This window comes from Microbacterium sp. (assembly GCF_036823965.1).
Lineage (GTDB): Bacteria > Actinomycetota > Actinomycetes > Actinomycetales > Microbacteriaceae > Microbacterium.
This window is the reverse complement of sequence record NZ_DAITBE010000009.1, coordinates 131,305-144,415: the sequence shown is the minus strand read 5'-3', so window position 1 is coordinate 144,415 and position 13,111 is coordinate 131,305. Positions and strand designations below refer to the sequence as shown.

The window sequence follows — 13,111 nt, the reverse complement described above, 5'->3', positions numbered from 1 at the left end:
ATGACTGACGTGCTTCCCGTGGGCCTCGCCCTTGACGAGTTCAGCTCCGACATCCGCCCGCAGGACGACCTCTACCGTCACGTGAACGGTGCCTGGATCGCCCGCACCGAGATCCCCGGCGACAAGGCGCGGTGGGGATCGTTCCACCTCCTCGCCGAGCAGGCCGAGAAGGACGTCCGCGCGATCATCGAGGAGTCGCAGGATGCCGAAGAGGGCACCCTCGCACGCAAGATCGGCGACCTGTTCGCGAGCTTCATGGACACCGAGCGCATCGCGGACGCCGGCACCACACCGCTGACCGAGACCCTCGCCGAGATCGACGCGATCGACGGCATCCCCTCGTTCCTGCGCACCGTCGGCGCCTACGACCGCGACGGTCGCGCGCACCTGATCGGCTTCTACGTCGACGGCGACCCCGGCAACCCGGAGCGCTACGTCCCCGTCGTCGTGCAGTCGGGGCTGTCGCTGCCCGACGAGAGCTACTTCCGCCTGGACACGTTCGAGGGCACCCGCGCCGCCTACCGCGCGCACCTCGAGCGGCTGCTGACGCTGGGCGGTATCCCGGATGCCGCGGCGAACGCCGACCGCGCGATCGCCCTCGAGACCGAGCTCGCCGGGCATCACTGGGACAACGTGAAGAGCCGCGACGCGGTCGCGACCTACAACCTGAAGACCTGGGACGAGATCCAGGAGCTCGCCGGCGTCGACCTCGCGCCGTGGCGCGACGCGGTCGCCCCGTCGAACCCGGCCGCGTTCGCGGAGGTCGTGGTTTCGCAGCCGAGCTTCCTCGAGGGACTCGGCACGCTGCTCACCGCAGAGCGCCTCGACGACTGGAAGGCATGGCTGCGCGCACAGGTCGTGCACGCCGCAGCACCGTACCTGACGGATGACCTCGTGCAGGAGAACTTCTCGTTCTACGGCACCGAGCTCACCGGCGTCCCCACGATCCGCGAGCGCTGGAAGCGCGGCGTCTCGGTGACCGAGGGCGCGCTGGGCGAGGCGATCGGCAAGGTCTACGTCGAGCGGCACTACCCGCCGACGGCGAAGGCCGCGATGGACGAGCTGGTCGCGAACCTCATCGAGGCGTACCGGCAGAGCATCACGAAGCTCGAGTGGATGACCGCCGAGACGCGCGAGCGCGCGCTCGCCAAGCTCGACTCCTTCACGCCGAAGATCGGGCACCCCGATGTGTGGCGCGACTACTCGAGCCTCACGATCGACCGCGCAGACCTGTTCGGCAACGTGCGCCGAGCTGCGATCTTCGAGCATGACCGTCACGTCGACAAGGTCGGCACGCCGATCGACCGCGACGAGTGGCACATGCCGCCGCAGATGGTGAACGCCTACTACAACCCCTCGATGAACGAGATCGTGTTCCCCGCTGCGATCCTGCAGTACCCGTTCTTCGACGCAGGGCGCGACGCCGCCGCGAACTACGGCGGCATCGGCGCGGTCATCGGTCACGAGATCGGCCATGGCTTCGACGATCAGGGCAGCCGCTACGACGGCGACGGACGCCTCGAGGACTGGTGGACGGATGCCGACCGCACGGCGTTCGAGGAGCGCACCAAGGCGCTCATCGCCCAGTACGACGCGCTGGTGCCGGAGGGCCTCGCGCCCGAGCACCACGTGAACGGCGCGCTCACGATCGGCGAGAACATCGGCGACCTCGGCGGTCTCGGCATCGCCCTCAAGGCGTACGAGCTGTCGCTGGGCTCTTCGACCGGCTCAGGGACCCAGGTCGAGGCGCCGGTGATCGACGGCCTCACCGGGGTGCAGCGGCTGCTGCTGTCGTGGGCGCAGGTCTGGCAGCAGAAAGGTCGTGAGGCCGAGACGCTGCGACTGCTGACGATCGACCCGCATTCGCCGAACGAGTTCCGCTGCAACCAGATCGTCCGCAACATCGACGCCTTCTACGAGGCGTTCGAGGTCGGCGAGAAGGATGCCCTGTGGCTTCCCGAAGACGAGCGTGTGACGATCTGGTGACCAACACCCGGAGTCTGTGAGGGATCCCTACCGAGCGGGGTTACGATATCGGTGCCGCTGGGGATAGCGCCTCAGTGGCGCCCCCATCCGCCCTCTCCGTAAGGATCATGCGTGGGATCCCGCACACCCTCGTTCCCTGAGCCATTCGGCTCGGCTCAGGGTGCGCCCGTCGACGGGGCCATGCTGCGCCGCTCGCAGAGCACCAGCAGGAGACTGCCTCGGCGTGCCGCTGTCGGCCGCCGTTCGTTCACCTCGACGCTGCGTGCGCTCGAGTCGCTGGCGGATGCCGGCGCCCAGGTGTCGGTGCACGTGGTCGACCTCGATTCGCACGAGCATGTGCTCGCGGGCGACGACCACGTCACGATGCCGGTCGCCGGTCTCGGCGTGGTGCCGTTGCTGATCGAGGTGGCCGCGGGCTTCCAGAGCGGCGAGCTCGATCCCCTCGAGATCATCGAGCGCGACAGCGTCGACGCGGTGACGACGTCCGGCCTCTGGCGGAACCTGCACGCCCCGGCGTTGCCGTTGGAAGACCTGGCGGTGCTGGCAGCGACCGCCGGCGACCCGATCGCCGTGAACGCGCTGCTGCAGAAGGTCGGCCACGAGCGCGTCCGTGAGCGCATCGAGCGCATCGGCCTGCGACGCACCGCGCTGCTGGACCAGTTCCGCGATCGGCGGGGCCCCGATGACGCGCCCCACGTCGCCGTCGGCTCGACGCGGGAGCTCGCCGGGCTCTTCTCCGCGCTCGTCAACTCGGCCGTGGTCGACGCCGCCGTGAGCGCCCAGGTGTCGGAGTGGCTCAGCCTCAATCAGGACCTCAGCCTCGTCGCTGCTTCCACCGGACTCGACCCCTTCTCGCACGACCACGATGCGCACGGCCTGCTGTTCGTGAACAAGACCGGTCGCGACCGCGGCGTGCGCGCCGAGGCCGGCGTGCTCGCCGGTCCGCGCGCCGGCGTCGCCTACTCGCTCATCGTCTGCTTCGACGACCTCTCGATCACGCACCGGCTGCGTGCGCACGACGCGTTCCGCGTGCTCGGCGTCGAGCTCATGGAGTACACGCACTGATGGTGTCGAGCGACTGGACGCCGCATCGACGCGATGACGGCGAGCTGCTCGGCTGGATCCACCCCGATGGCGATCTCTGGGTGGCCGTCGATGTGCTCGGGCGTGCGGCATCCGATGCGACCGAGTGGCTCGACGCCGAGGCTGCGCTCGAGGAGCACGGCATCGCCTGGCTGGCCGACGCGTGGATGCTGGAGGGCGAGGGCGAGCGTCCGCTGCGGGTGCGCCTGCTCGAGGTGACGCCGGACGACGACGGCGTGCCAGGCCGCATCGTGGTGAAGATCGACGACTTCGGCGACATGACCCGGCCCGCGACTGCGCAGTTCGTGCTGGCGTGGCCGATCCCGGATCGACTGCGGCCGCCGCGCCCCGGCGATCCCGATCCGCGCGAGATCTCTCGTTGACGCCCGACGCTCGACCGCGTAGACCAGAGGGGCGCGACCGCGGCGGTCACGTCGGTGAGGAGTCAACATGGGCATCGTCTTCAGTGATCTCGCGGTCTCGGCCGACGGGTACGCGACCGGTCTGAACCAGACCGAGGAGTCGCCGTTCGGCGACATCGACACGAGCTGGCTGCACAGCTGGATGTTCGACGCCTACGAGGAGAACAAGGCCGAGGTCGACGCGATCGTCGAGTCCGGCGCGACCATCATGGGCCGCAACATGTTCGGCCCGGTCCGCGGCGAGTGGGATCGCGACTGGCGGGGCTGGTGGGGTGACGAGCCGCCGTACCACAACCCGGTCTTCGTGCTCACGAACCACCCGCACGAGCCGATCGAGATGCAGGGCGGCACGACCTTCCATTTCGTCACGGACGGCGTCGGATCGGCGCTCGCGCAGGCTCGGGAGGTCGCGGGAGAGCAGGGCATCTCGATCGCGGGCGGGCCGACCACGGTGAATCAGTTCCTCGCTGCCGGGCTCCTGGACGAGCTGCGGCTGCACATCACGCCGAGCATCCTCGGCGCGGGGGTGCGGGTCTTCGAGGGCGTCCCTCCGCAGCGACTCGAGCGCGTGTCGGTGCGTGCGACCTCGCTCGTCACGCACATCACCTATCGACGGCTCTGAGCGGTCGGGGTCTGCGGCGAGGGGCTAGTTCGGCAGTGAAGGATGCTGCTCGGCTCCGCGCTGCTTCGGAATGAACAGCGACAGCACGACGGCGATGATGCCGGCGGCGATCGCGAGCCAGAAGCACACCTCGAACGCGGCGCGCGTCGGCACGAACACGCCGCCCACCTCGACGCTCATGGCGGCGAGGACCCCGCCCATCACGGCGGAGGCGCTGGAGGTGCCGACCGAGCGGAACAGTGCGTTCAGGCCGTTCGAGGCCCCGGTCTCGTTCGTTGGGACCGAGCGCATGATGATCATCGGCATCGCCGCGAACGTGAAGCCGATGCCGACGCCGATCAGCAGGTTCCCGACGAGGATGTGCCACACCTCGCTCGACCACAGCAGCACGAAGACGTAGGCGAGCACGATCGCGATCGCGCCGACCGTGAAGAGCGGTCGGGGGCCGACCGTGCGCTCGAGCCAACCGGACAGCGGCGAGATGACCATCATCACGAGCCCGGCGGGCATGATGATGAGCGAGGCGGCGACCATGTCGAGTCCGAAGCCGAATCCGCCGGCCGCCGGACCCTCCAGGAGCTGCGGGAAGGTCACGTTGGAGGCGAACAGGGCGAAGCCCATGCCGATCGCGGCGATGTTCGTGAACAGCACGGCCGGGCGCGCAGCGACGCGCAGATCGAGCAGCGGATCCTTCGTGCGCAGCTGATACCAGCCCCACACCAGCAGCACGACGACGCCGCCGAGGATGCAGACGAGCGCGAGCGGTGAGGTCCAGCCCCACTCGGCACCGCGGGAGACGAACAGCAGCAGTCCGGTGAGGCCGATCGCGAGGCCGACGGCGCCGAGCACGTCGAGGCGGCCGGGGAATCGGAGCACGTCCTCGGGGATGACGGCGAGCACGAGGGCGAGCCCGACCACACCGAGCGCTGCGGCGAGCCAGAACAGCCAGTGCCAGTCGGCGTTCTTCGCGAGGAGGGCGGCCACCGGCATCCCGATCGCACCGCCGACGCCCATCGTGGCGCTCATGAGCGCGACCGCGGTGCCGAGCCGGTTCGTCGGCAGGACGTCTCGCATGATCGCGATGCCGAGCGGCACCACGCCGGTGACGGCGCCCTGCAGCGCGCGGCCGATGATGACGCCGACGATCGACCCGGACACGGCTGCGATCACGGAGCCGACGATGAGCAGGACCAGCAGCACGATCACGACGCGGCGCTTGCCGTACATGTCACCGAGTCGGCCGGAGATGGGCGTGGCGACGGCGGCGACCAGCAGCGTGATCGTCACGACCCACGTGGTGTCCTCGCGGGAGGCGTTCATCAGCTGCGGCAGCTCGGCCTGCAGCGGCACGACCAGCGTGAACATGAACGAGGAGCAGAGCCCTGCGAACGCGAGCACCGCGACGATCGCCCACTTGGGAGGGGTTCGAGAGAGACGTTTCCTGGCATTGTCATCGTTCGCACCCACTGCCCAAGGCTATCGGCGCCAGCGGGCACCGGGGTCACCGAAGGTGTTCAGGACTGGCAGACTGGGCGGGTGCGAACCATCCGTGATCTCGACACCGTTGAACTCATCCTCGATGCGCAGGCGCTGCTCGACTCCATCAGAGGCCCATTGCGCGTCGTGGATGCCGGCACCCTGCGGGCGTTGCAGCAGTCCGGCAACTACGTCGTCGGCTTCTTCGACGGCGAGGGTGACGAGGAGCGCATGGTGGGCGCGTCGATCGCCTTCTTCGGAGAGCCGGCCCGACGTGCGATGCACTCGCACATCACCGCGCTGCTTCCGGAGTTCCGCGGCCGCGGCTGGGGCCGGGAGCTCAAGGAGCACCAGCGTCAGTGGGCGTTCTCGCGCGACGTCGGCCGCATCACGTGGACCTTCGATCCCCTCGTGGCGCGCAATGCCCACTTCTTCCTGTCGGTGCTGGGTGCCAGGGCCACCGGCTACTCGGTGAACCGCTACGGCATCTTCGGCGGCGGCGACGCCGGCGACGAGAGCGACCGCCTCGACGTGGAATGGGCGCTCGCCGACATCGCGAAGCCGCCGGCATCCGCCGACATCGTCGAGACGCTCGAGATCCCCGCCGACATCGAGGCCCTGCGGGAATCGGACCCGGCTGCCGCACACGAATGGCGTACGCGGCTGCGCGCGGAGATGGCCGAGATCCTCGGACGCGGCCTCCGCATCGCCGGCTTCGACGTCGAGCGCGGCTACCTCTTCACGGCCTGAGCCTCGCTGCCGCGCGCCGACGAGCTCAGCGCGGCGGCAGCACGAACTCCCCGGTCTCGCCGGGGTTGACCGCGATCTCCCAGCGGAACCCGTCAGGGTCGACGAAGTACCCGGAGTACCCGCCCCACTCCCGCTGCTGCCCGGGGCTCACGGTCGCGCCGAGGAGTGCCGCCTCGGCGAGCACGTCGTCGACCTCTGCGGGGGTGGCGAGGTTGTGCGAGAGCGTGAGCGGTGCGACACCGGATGCCGGGGCCTCGCCGACCTCGGCGGTGAACCCCTCGACCGACCACAGCGACAGGATGACCTTGTCGGCGACCGGGAACATCAGGACGTCGTCGCCCGAGAAGATCGGCTCCCAGCCGAGTCCGTCGACGTAGAAGGCCCGGCTGCCGGCGAGGTCCGAGACGGCGAGTGTGATGAAGCTGACGCGCTGTTCCATGCAGACGAGTCTTGCACCGGCATCCGACGTCCGGAACGGGTGCTGCTCAGCGCACGCCCTGCATGAGGCGGAGCACTGGCTTGATCGAGAGCAGCAGTCCGATGCCGACGACGATCGCGATCGTGCCGAGGATCGAGAAGTACGGCACTTCGTTCTTCGGATCGTAGAACTGCACCAGCCAGCCGGAGATCGCCGTGCCCAGCGCGATCGACAGGAAGAACAGCGCCACCATCTGCGTGTGGAACACCGACGGCGCGAGCTTCGTGGTGACCGAGAGTCCGACCGGCGAGAGCAGCAGCTCGGCGACCGTGAAGACGAACAGGATGCCGACGATCGCGAGCAGCGGCGTGGAGTTCTCCCCACCGCCGGCGAACGGGAGGAACAGCAGGAACGCCGAGCCCATGATGATCGCGCTCAGGCCGAACTTGACCGGCGTCGACGGTTGGCGCTTGCCGAGACGGGTCCAGATCGCGGCGAAGACGCCGGACAGGATGATGATGAAGACCGGGTTGATCGACTGCACCCACGGGATCGGCATCTCGAAGCCGAAGATGTTCCGGTCGAGGCGCTCCGAGGCGTACAGCGTCAGCACCGTGAACTGCTGCTGGTACAGCGACCAGAACGCGACGCTGGTGATGAAGAGCGGCAGGAAGCCCCACACGCGTGACCGCTCGGTGCTGTCGATGCGCCGACTCGTGAGGATCACTGCGAAGTAGGCGATGGCTGCGACGAGCGTGCCGCCGATCACGATGGTGGAGAGGTTGTCGGCGCGGATCACGCCGAGCAGCGCGAGGACCGCGATGAGCACGACGGCTCCGGCGGCGATGAGCCCGACGAGCGGATAGCGCTTCGCCGGCAGCGGGTTCGGCACCTCGCGCGCTGCGGCCGGCAGTGACCGACGGCCGAACGAGTACTGCACGAGTCCGAGCGTCATTCCGACTGCGGCCAGCCCGAAGCCCCAGTGGAAGCCGAGCGTCGACTGCAGGATGCCGGTGAGGATCGGTCCGATGAAGGCGCCGAGGTTGATGCCGAGGTAGAACAGCGAGAAGCCGGCGTCGCGGCGGTCGTCGTCCGGCGCATAGAGCGTGCCGACGACCGCGGTGGCGTTCGCCTTGAGACCGCCGGAGCCGAGAGCGACGAGCACGAGGCCGACGCCGACGCCGACGAGACCGGGGAGCAGCGCGAGTGCGAGGTGTCCTGCCACGATCACGATCGCGCTGACGAAGAGCACGCGCTCAGACCCGAAGAGCCGGTCGGCGACCCAGGCGCCGAGGATCGTGGAGAGGTAGACCGAGCCGCCGTAGGCGCCGACGATGCCGCCGGCGACAGCCTCGGGGATGCCGAGTCCGCCTTGGGAGACCGAGAAGTACAGGTAGATGAGCAGGATGCCCTGCATGCCGTAGAAGCTGAACCGCTCCCACATCTCCACGCCGAAGACGTGGACCAAGGACCACGGCTGGCCGAAGAAACGGGTGTTCTCGTCGCGGGTCCGCGGGGTGGGCTGCGCTGCGCTCATCCCTCGACGGTACTCTTCGACGGGCTCAGAGTCCCAGTCGGTGGGCTCAGAGTCCCAGCTCGACCGCGGATAGAATGGGAACGCCCGTGTTCACGGGTTCCTCCCGCATCCGACCATTGGAGCCACCATGGCCGAACAGTCCCGTCTCGACAAGGTCATCGCCCTCGCCCGCCACCGCGGGTTCGTCTTCCAGGCCGGTGAGATCTACGGCGGTTCCCGTTCTGCATGGGACTACGGCCCCCTCGGCACCGAGCTCAAGGAGAACATCCGCCGGCAGTGGTGGCAGACGTTCGTGCGCGGCCGTGGCGACATGGTCGGCCTGGACTCGAGCATCATCCTGCCCAAGCGCGTGTGGGAGGCATCCGGTCACGTCGCGACCTTCACCGACCCGCTGGTGGAGTGCCTGCAGTGCCACAAGCGCTTCCGCGCCGACAACCTCATCGAGGACTTCGAGGCGCGCAAGGGCCGCACGGCCGAGAACGGCCTCGCCGACATCCCGTGCCCGAACTGCGGCACCAAGGGCCAGTACACCGAGCCCAAGGCCTTCTCGGGCCTCGTGAAGACCTACCTCGGCGTCGTCGACGACGAGTCCGGCCTGTACTACCTCCGCCCCGAGACGGCGCAGGGCATCTTCGTGAACTTCTCGAACGTGCTCACCGCGAGCCGCAAGAAGCCGCCGTTCGGCATCGGCCAGGTCGGCAAGGCGTTCCGCAACGAGATCACCCCCGGCAACTTCATCTTCCGCACGCGCGAGTTCGAGCAGATGGAGATCGAGTTCTTCACCCCGCCGGCCGAGGCGCAGGAGTGGTTCGAGCACTGGGTCGAGGCCTGCTGGAACTGGTTCATCGATCTCGGCATCGACCCCGAGAACATGCGTCAGTTCGACGTGCCAGAAGACGATCGCGCGCACTACTCCGCCGGCACGATCGACGTCGAGTACAAGTTCGGCTTCACCGGCAAGGAGTGGGGCGAGCTCATGGGCGTCGCGAACCGCACCGACTACGACCTGTCGAGCCACAGCGAGGCGTCGGGCCAGAGCCTGACGTACTTCGACCAGGCCACTGGCGAGCGCTACACGCCGTACGTGATCGAGCCGTCGTTCGGCCTCACGCGCGCCATGATGGCGTTCCTCGTCGACGCGTACCGCGAGGAGGAGGTGCCGAACGCCAAGGGCGGCACCGACGTGCGCACCGTACTGAAGCTCGACCCGCGTCTCGCACCGGTGAAGGCGGCCGTGCTGCCGCTGTCGCGCAACGAGCGCCTGTCGCCGCTGGCCCGCGAGGTCGCCGACACGCTGCGCGGCTCGTGGTCGGTGGACTTCGACGATGCCGGTGCGATCGGCCGCCGCTATCGCCGCCAGGACGAGATCGGCACCCCGTTCTGCGTCACGGTCGACTTCGACTCGCTCGACGACCGTGCCGTCACGGTGCGCGACCGCGACACCATGGCGCAGGAGCGCGTCTCGATCGACACGCTGCACGAGTACCTCGCGGAGCGTCTGAAGGGCGCCTGACTCCGGCATCCGGCTCCGGCATCCTGCCCATCCTGCCGAGCCACCCCTTTGTGTGCGAACCGGCCCCTTGCGAACGTCTGCAAGGGGCCGGTTCGCTGCGAGGGGGCCGGGTCGGCGAGGGAGGGCGCGGGTCTATGCTGACCGCATGATCGAGGAGTGGAGCGAGTTCAACGTCGCCATGGCCGGGGCCACTGCGGCGCTCGCCGGCCTCGTGATCGTCGCCTCGAGCGTGAACATCGGCGAGATCGTGAAGTCGCGCACGCTCACGGCGAGACTGCTGGCCGGGATCGCAGCGCTCGTGCTGGCGCTCGCCGTGTCGGCACTCGGTCTGGTTCCCGGCATCGACCCGGCGTGGTTCGGCGCGGTGACGATCGTCGCAACCCTCCTCGCCGCCGTCTTCCAGGTGCACGCGACACGACTGATCGCGATCGACCCCGATCCGGCTGACACGGCGCGCCCGCTCAAGTACCTGGTCGGCTTCCTGCCGATCGTCGCGTACCTCGTCGCCGGCACGCTGGTGTGGTCGGGGCATCCCGCCGGGCTGTTCGTGGCCGCCGCCGGATGCCTGCTCGCGATCGTCTCCGCGATCGTGGTGTCGTGGGTCGCGCTCGTCGAAGTCCTGCGCTGAGCCAGCACCATGCGGGCCCCTGACCGCGCCGAACCACCCCTTTGTGTGCGAGCCGGCCCGTTGCGAACGTCCGCAAGGGGCCGGCTCGCTGCGAAGGGGGCCGCTCGGCGGGAGGGGGCCGCTCGGCGGAAGGGGGCCGCTCGGCGAGAGGGGGCCGCTCGGCGGGAGGGGGCCGCTCGGCGGGAGGGGGCCGCTCGGCGGGAGGTCAGCCGGTGACGGTGAGCTGCACCTCGGGGGTGCCGCCGGCCTCGACCCAGGCGAGGGAGCGCTCGAGGATGCCGCGGAGCACGTCGAGATCGATCTGCTCCAGGTCCTTGATGTACAGGCATCCGGCGCCCCGCGTGTGCGGGCCGAGCCGCTCGAGCGCCTCGGCGTGCGCGTCCACGCCGTCGAACAGGTAGATCGTGCTCGCGGCCTTGCGTGGCGCGAAGCCGAGCAGGCCGGAGTCGCCCTCCGTGCCGGTCGGATAGCGGTAGTGGCACGAGCCGAAGCCGATGATCGTGCCCCAGGTCGCCGGCTCTCGCCCGGTGATCTCCTGCATCAGAGCGGTCAGCGTCTCGGCATCCCGCCGACGGACGGCGGGGGAGGAGCGCGCGATCAGTCCCGCGACGTCGTCACCGGTCGGCTGCATCCTGATCCCCTACTTCTCGGCCTTCGCGGCCGCCTTCATGGCCTTCTTGTGCTCGCGCACCTTCGTGAGCGACTCCGGCGACACGATGTCGGCCACGCTGCGGAACGAGCCGTCCTCGCCGTAGGCGCCGGCGGCCGCACGCCAGCCCTCGCCCGTGAAGCCGTACTGCTTGCCGAGCAGCGCGAGGAAGATCTTCGCCTTCTGCTCGCCGAACCCCGGCAGCGCCTTGAGCCGCTGCAGCACCTCGGCGCCGGAGGGCACCGTCCCGGAGTCCGACGAAGGGCGGGTCCAGAGCGCCGCAGCATCCCCGTCCCAGTCGTCCACGAGCGTCTGGCACAGCGTCTGCACGCGCGTCGCCATGGATCCGGGGAAGCGGTGCACCGCCGGCGTCTGCTTGAACGCCTCGAGGAACTCGTCCGGTGCCATGCCCGCGATCGACGTGGCGTCGGCCGCACCCGTGCGCTGCTCGATCTTGAGCGGGCCGGCGAACGCAGTCTCCATCGGCACCTGCTGGTCGAGCAGCATGCCCACCAGCAGCGCCAGCGGGTTGTCGGTCAGCAGGGCGTCGGCGTCGGTGTCTCCGGTGATGTGCAGGGCCATGCGTCCAGTCTCGCACCCGGCCGGAGATTCTGTGCTCGGGTCGAGCAGCCGGGTGGATCGTCGGGCGAGCAGATGCTCAGGCGATGGAGGATGCCGCGTCGTCACCGGCGTCGGATGCTGCTGCCGGGGCGATGCCGTACAGCGCGCTGATCGCGGCGGCGAACTCGTCGGCGCGCCCGGCGGCGGCGAGCTCATGGGCGCGTGCGGTCGGCGTGTGCAGGAGGACGCCGGAGAGGTGCCGCAGCGCCTGCTCGACCTTGCCGTCCTCGTCGCCGCGAGCGCGGGCACGGTCGATCTCGCTCTCGAGCAGCGTGAAGATGTGCGAGCGCAGCGCGACGACCGAGGGGATGACGCTCTGGCGTGCGCCCACGACGTGGAAGGTGTCGGCGGCTTCACGGACGACGGTGCGCGCGGCATCCGTCGCCTGCAGCTCCTCGACCGGGGCATGCAGTCGGATCGTCTCGAGGTCGAGCAGTGCGACGCCTTCGAGCGATGCGACAGCAGGGTCGACGTTGCGCGGCATGCCGAGGTCGACCACGAGCTGGTTGTGCGATGCGGTGGCACCGGTCGACACGTCGACTGGGCAGCCGACCGCTGCGAGGCCCGTCGGTCGCTGCAACTGCTCGATGCCGAGAACGGGTTCGGTGGCGGTGGTGCAGGTGATCAACAGGCTCGAGTGCGCGGCGGTGCGGGCGTAGTCCTCGGCGGAGATCGCGCGGAGGCCGTGCTTGGCGGCGAAGATGTGCGCACGTCCGGAGGGCGAGTAGACGGAGATGTCGACCGCTCCGCGCTCTCGCAGCGTGGCGAGGGTGACGGCGGCGTAGGCGCCGGTGCCGACGAGCAGGACGCGCTCTGCGGACCAGTCGATGATGCGGCTGTCTGCGAGCTCGAGGGCGAGTCGCACGAGCGAGCGGCCGGCGCGGCCCAGGGCGGTGACGTTCTTGACCTTGCGCTGCGCCTGGCTGGCGCGCTGGAACAGGCGCTCGAGCTCGGGGGAGGTGGTGCCCTCCTTGCGGGCGGACTTCAGCGCGCGACGCACCTGTCCGGCGATCTCGCCCTCACCGGACACGACCGATTCGAGGCCGGAGGCGACCGAGAAGAGGTGCTCGGCGACGCGGCGGCCGGCATGCACGGTGTACGCGCCGTCCAGCTCGGTGGCCGGAACGCCGGTGACGGACTCGACGGCTTCCAGCACTGCCTCGACGCCGATGGCGCCTGCCGCGGTGACCGGTTCGTCCATTTCCACGTACGCCTCGAACCGGTTGCACGTCGCGAGAACAACGGCACCCTGCACGCACGGAGTCATCTCCACAAGGGTGGGGGCGACGCCGTCGGGGGTGCGGCTCAGGCGTTCGAGCAGGTCGAAGGAGGCGGTCTTGTGACTCGCCGTGACACACAGCAGCACCCTTCGATTGTACCCCTCGTGCGCGGGCTCGGTCGCCGCC

Annotated in this window: 13 protein-coding genes; 7 read left to right on the top strand and 6 right to left on the bottom strand. The window is 69.4% G+C overall.

The window, feature by feature from the left end:
- From V7Z82_RS15140 to V7Z82_RS15125, 4 genes are all read left to right on the top strand, one after another.
- Positions 1–1,986, top strand: coding sequence for a M13 family metallopeptidase (locus tag V7Z82_RS15140; RefSeq protein ID WP_334152406.1), 1,986 nt, complete (start codon positions 1–3; stop codon positions 1,984–1,986).
- Between the two features lie 111 nt (positions 1,987–2,097).
- On the top strand, positions 2,098–3,051 hold the full coding sequence (locus V7Z82_RS15135) for a serine hydrolase (RefSeq protein ID WP_442927643.1): 954 nt from the start codon (positions 2,098–2,100) through the stop codon (positions 3,049–3,051).
- Positions 3,051–3,452 carry a hypothetical protein gene (locus tag V7Z82_RS15130; RefSeq protein ID WP_334152405.1) on the top strand — a complete coding sequence of 134 codons (402 nt, stop codon included), beginning with the start codon at positions 3,051–3,053 and terminating at the stop codon, positions 3,450–3,452. The genes V7Z82_RS15135 and V7Z82_RS15130 overlap by 1 nt, the downstream gene beginning before the upstream one ends.
- Positions 3,453–3,519: 67 nt before the next feature.
- A complete protein-coding gene (locus V7Z82_RS15125; RefSeq protein WP_334152404.1) occupies positions 3,520–4,113 on the top strand; it encodes a dihydrofolate reductase family protein in 594 nt (197 codons plus the stop codon).
- Positions 4,114–4,137: 24 nt separating this feature from the next.
- Here the strand turns inward: V7Z82_RS15125 and V7Z82_RS15120 are convergent, their stop codons facing one another.
- Positions 4,138–5,580, bottom strand: a complete 1,443-nt coding sequence (locus V7Z82_RS15120; protein ID WP_334152403.1) for an MFS transporter — start codon at positions 5,578–5,580, stop codon at positions 4,138–4,140.
- Positions 5,581–5,649: 69 nt separating this feature from the next.
- Here V7Z82_RS15120 and V7Z82_RS15115 point away from each other — a divergent pair, with 69 nt between their 5' ends.
- The gene (locus tag V7Z82_RS15115) at positions 5,650–6,339 is read left to right on the top strand and encodes a GNAT family N-acetyltransferase (RefSeq protein ID WP_334152402.1); all 690 of its coding nucleotides are present in this window, start codon (positions 5,650–5,652) and stop codon (positions 6,337–6,339) included.
- Positions 6,340–6,364: 25 nt separating this feature from the next.
- Here the strand turns inward: V7Z82_RS15115 and V7Z82_RS15110 are convergent, their stop codons facing one another.
- Positions 6,365–6,778, bottom strand: coding sequence for a VOC family protein (locus V7Z82_RS15110; RefSeq protein WP_334152401.1), 414 nt, complete (start codon positions 6,776–6,778; stop codon positions 6,365–6,367).
- A gap of 46 nt (positions 6,779–6,824) precedes the next feature.
- Positions 6,825–8,294: a peptide MFS transporter gene (locus tag V7Z82_RS15105; RefSeq protein ID WP_334152400.1), complete on the bottom strand. Its 1,470-nt coding sequence runs from the start codon at positions 8,292–8,294 to the stop codon at positions 6,825–6,827.
- Positions 8,295–8,421: 127 nt separating this feature from the next.
- Here V7Z82_RS15105 and V7Z82_RS15100 point away from each other — a divergent pair, with 127 nt between their 5' ends.
- The gene (locus V7Z82_RS15100) at positions 8,422–9,807 is read left to right on the top strand and encodes a glycine--tRNA ligase (protein ID WP_334152399.1); all 1,386 of its coding nucleotides are present in this window, start codon (positions 8,422–8,424) and stop codon (positions 9,805–9,807) included.
- 145 nt (positions 9,808–9,952) lie between these two features.
- Complete coding sequence (locus tag V7Z82_RS15095) at positions 9,953–10,435, top strand: hypothetical protein (protein WP_334152398.1); 483 nt, start codon at positions 9,953–9,955, stop codon at positions 10,433–10,435.
- A 205-nt stretch (positions 10,436–10,640) separates the two neighbouring features.
- Here the strand turns inward: V7Z82_RS15095 and V7Z82_RS15090 are convergent, their stop codons facing one another.
- The 3 genes from V7Z82_RS15090 to V7Z82_RS15080 form a co-directional block, all read right to left on the bottom strand.
- Entirely contained in the window at positions 10,641–11,066 is a 426-nt protein-coding gene (locus V7Z82_RS15090; RefSeq protein WP_334152397.1) for a DUF1801 domain-containing protein, read from the bottom strand.
- Between the two features lie 9 nt (positions 11,067–11,075).
- Complete coding sequence (locus tag V7Z82_RS15085) at positions 11,076–11,666, bottom strand: HhH-GPD-type base excision DNA repair protein (protein WP_334152396.1); 591 nt, start codon at positions 11,664–11,666, stop codon at positions 11,076–11,078.
- A gap of 76 nt (positions 11,667–11,742) precedes the next feature.
- The gene (locus V7Z82_RS15080) at positions 11,743–13,071 is read right to left on the bottom strand and encodes a glutamyl-tRNA reductase (protein WP_334152395.1); all 1,329 of its coding nucleotides are present in this window, start codon (positions 13,069–13,071) and stop codon (positions 11,743–11,745) included.
- Between the last annotated feature and the right edge of the window lie 40 nt (positions 13,072–13,111).

Coding starts and splice junctions, on each gene's coding strand:
- V7Z82_RS15140 (WP_334152406.1), top strand. CDS start 1: ATGACTGACGTGCTTCCCGTGGGCCTCGCCCTTGACGAGTTCAGCTCC.
- V7Z82_RS15130 (WP_334152405.1), top strand. CDS start 3,051: ATGGTGTCGAGCGACTGGACGCCGCATCGACGCGATGACGGCGAGCTG.
- V7Z82_RS15125 (WP_334152404.1), top strand. CDS start 3,520: ATGGGCATCGTCTTCAGTGATCTCGCGGTCTCGGCCGACGGGTACGCG.
- V7Z82_RS15110 (WP_334152401.1), bottom strand. CDS start 6,778: ATGGAACAGCGCGTCAGCTTCATCACACTCGCCGTCTCGGACCTCGCC.
- V7Z82_RS15105 (WP_334152400.1), bottom strand. CDS start 8,294: ATGAGCGCAGCGCAGCCCACCCCGCGGACCCGCGACGAGAACACCCGT.
- V7Z82_RS15100 (WP_334152399.1), top strand. CDS start 8,422: ATGGCCGAACAGTCCCGTCTCGACAAGGTCATCGCCCTCGCCCGCCAC.
- V7Z82_RS15095 (WP_334152398.1), top strand. CDS start 9,953: ATGATCGAGGAGTGGAGCGAGTTCAACGTCGCCATGGCCGGGGCCACT.
- V7Z82_RS15090 (WP_334152397.1), bottom strand. CDS start 11,066: ATGCAGCCGACCGGTGACGACGTCGCGGGACTGATCGCGCGCTCCTCC.
- V7Z82_RS15085 (WP_334152396.1), bottom strand. CDS start 11,666: ATGGCCCTGCACATCACCGGAGACACCGACGCCGACGCCCTGCTGACC.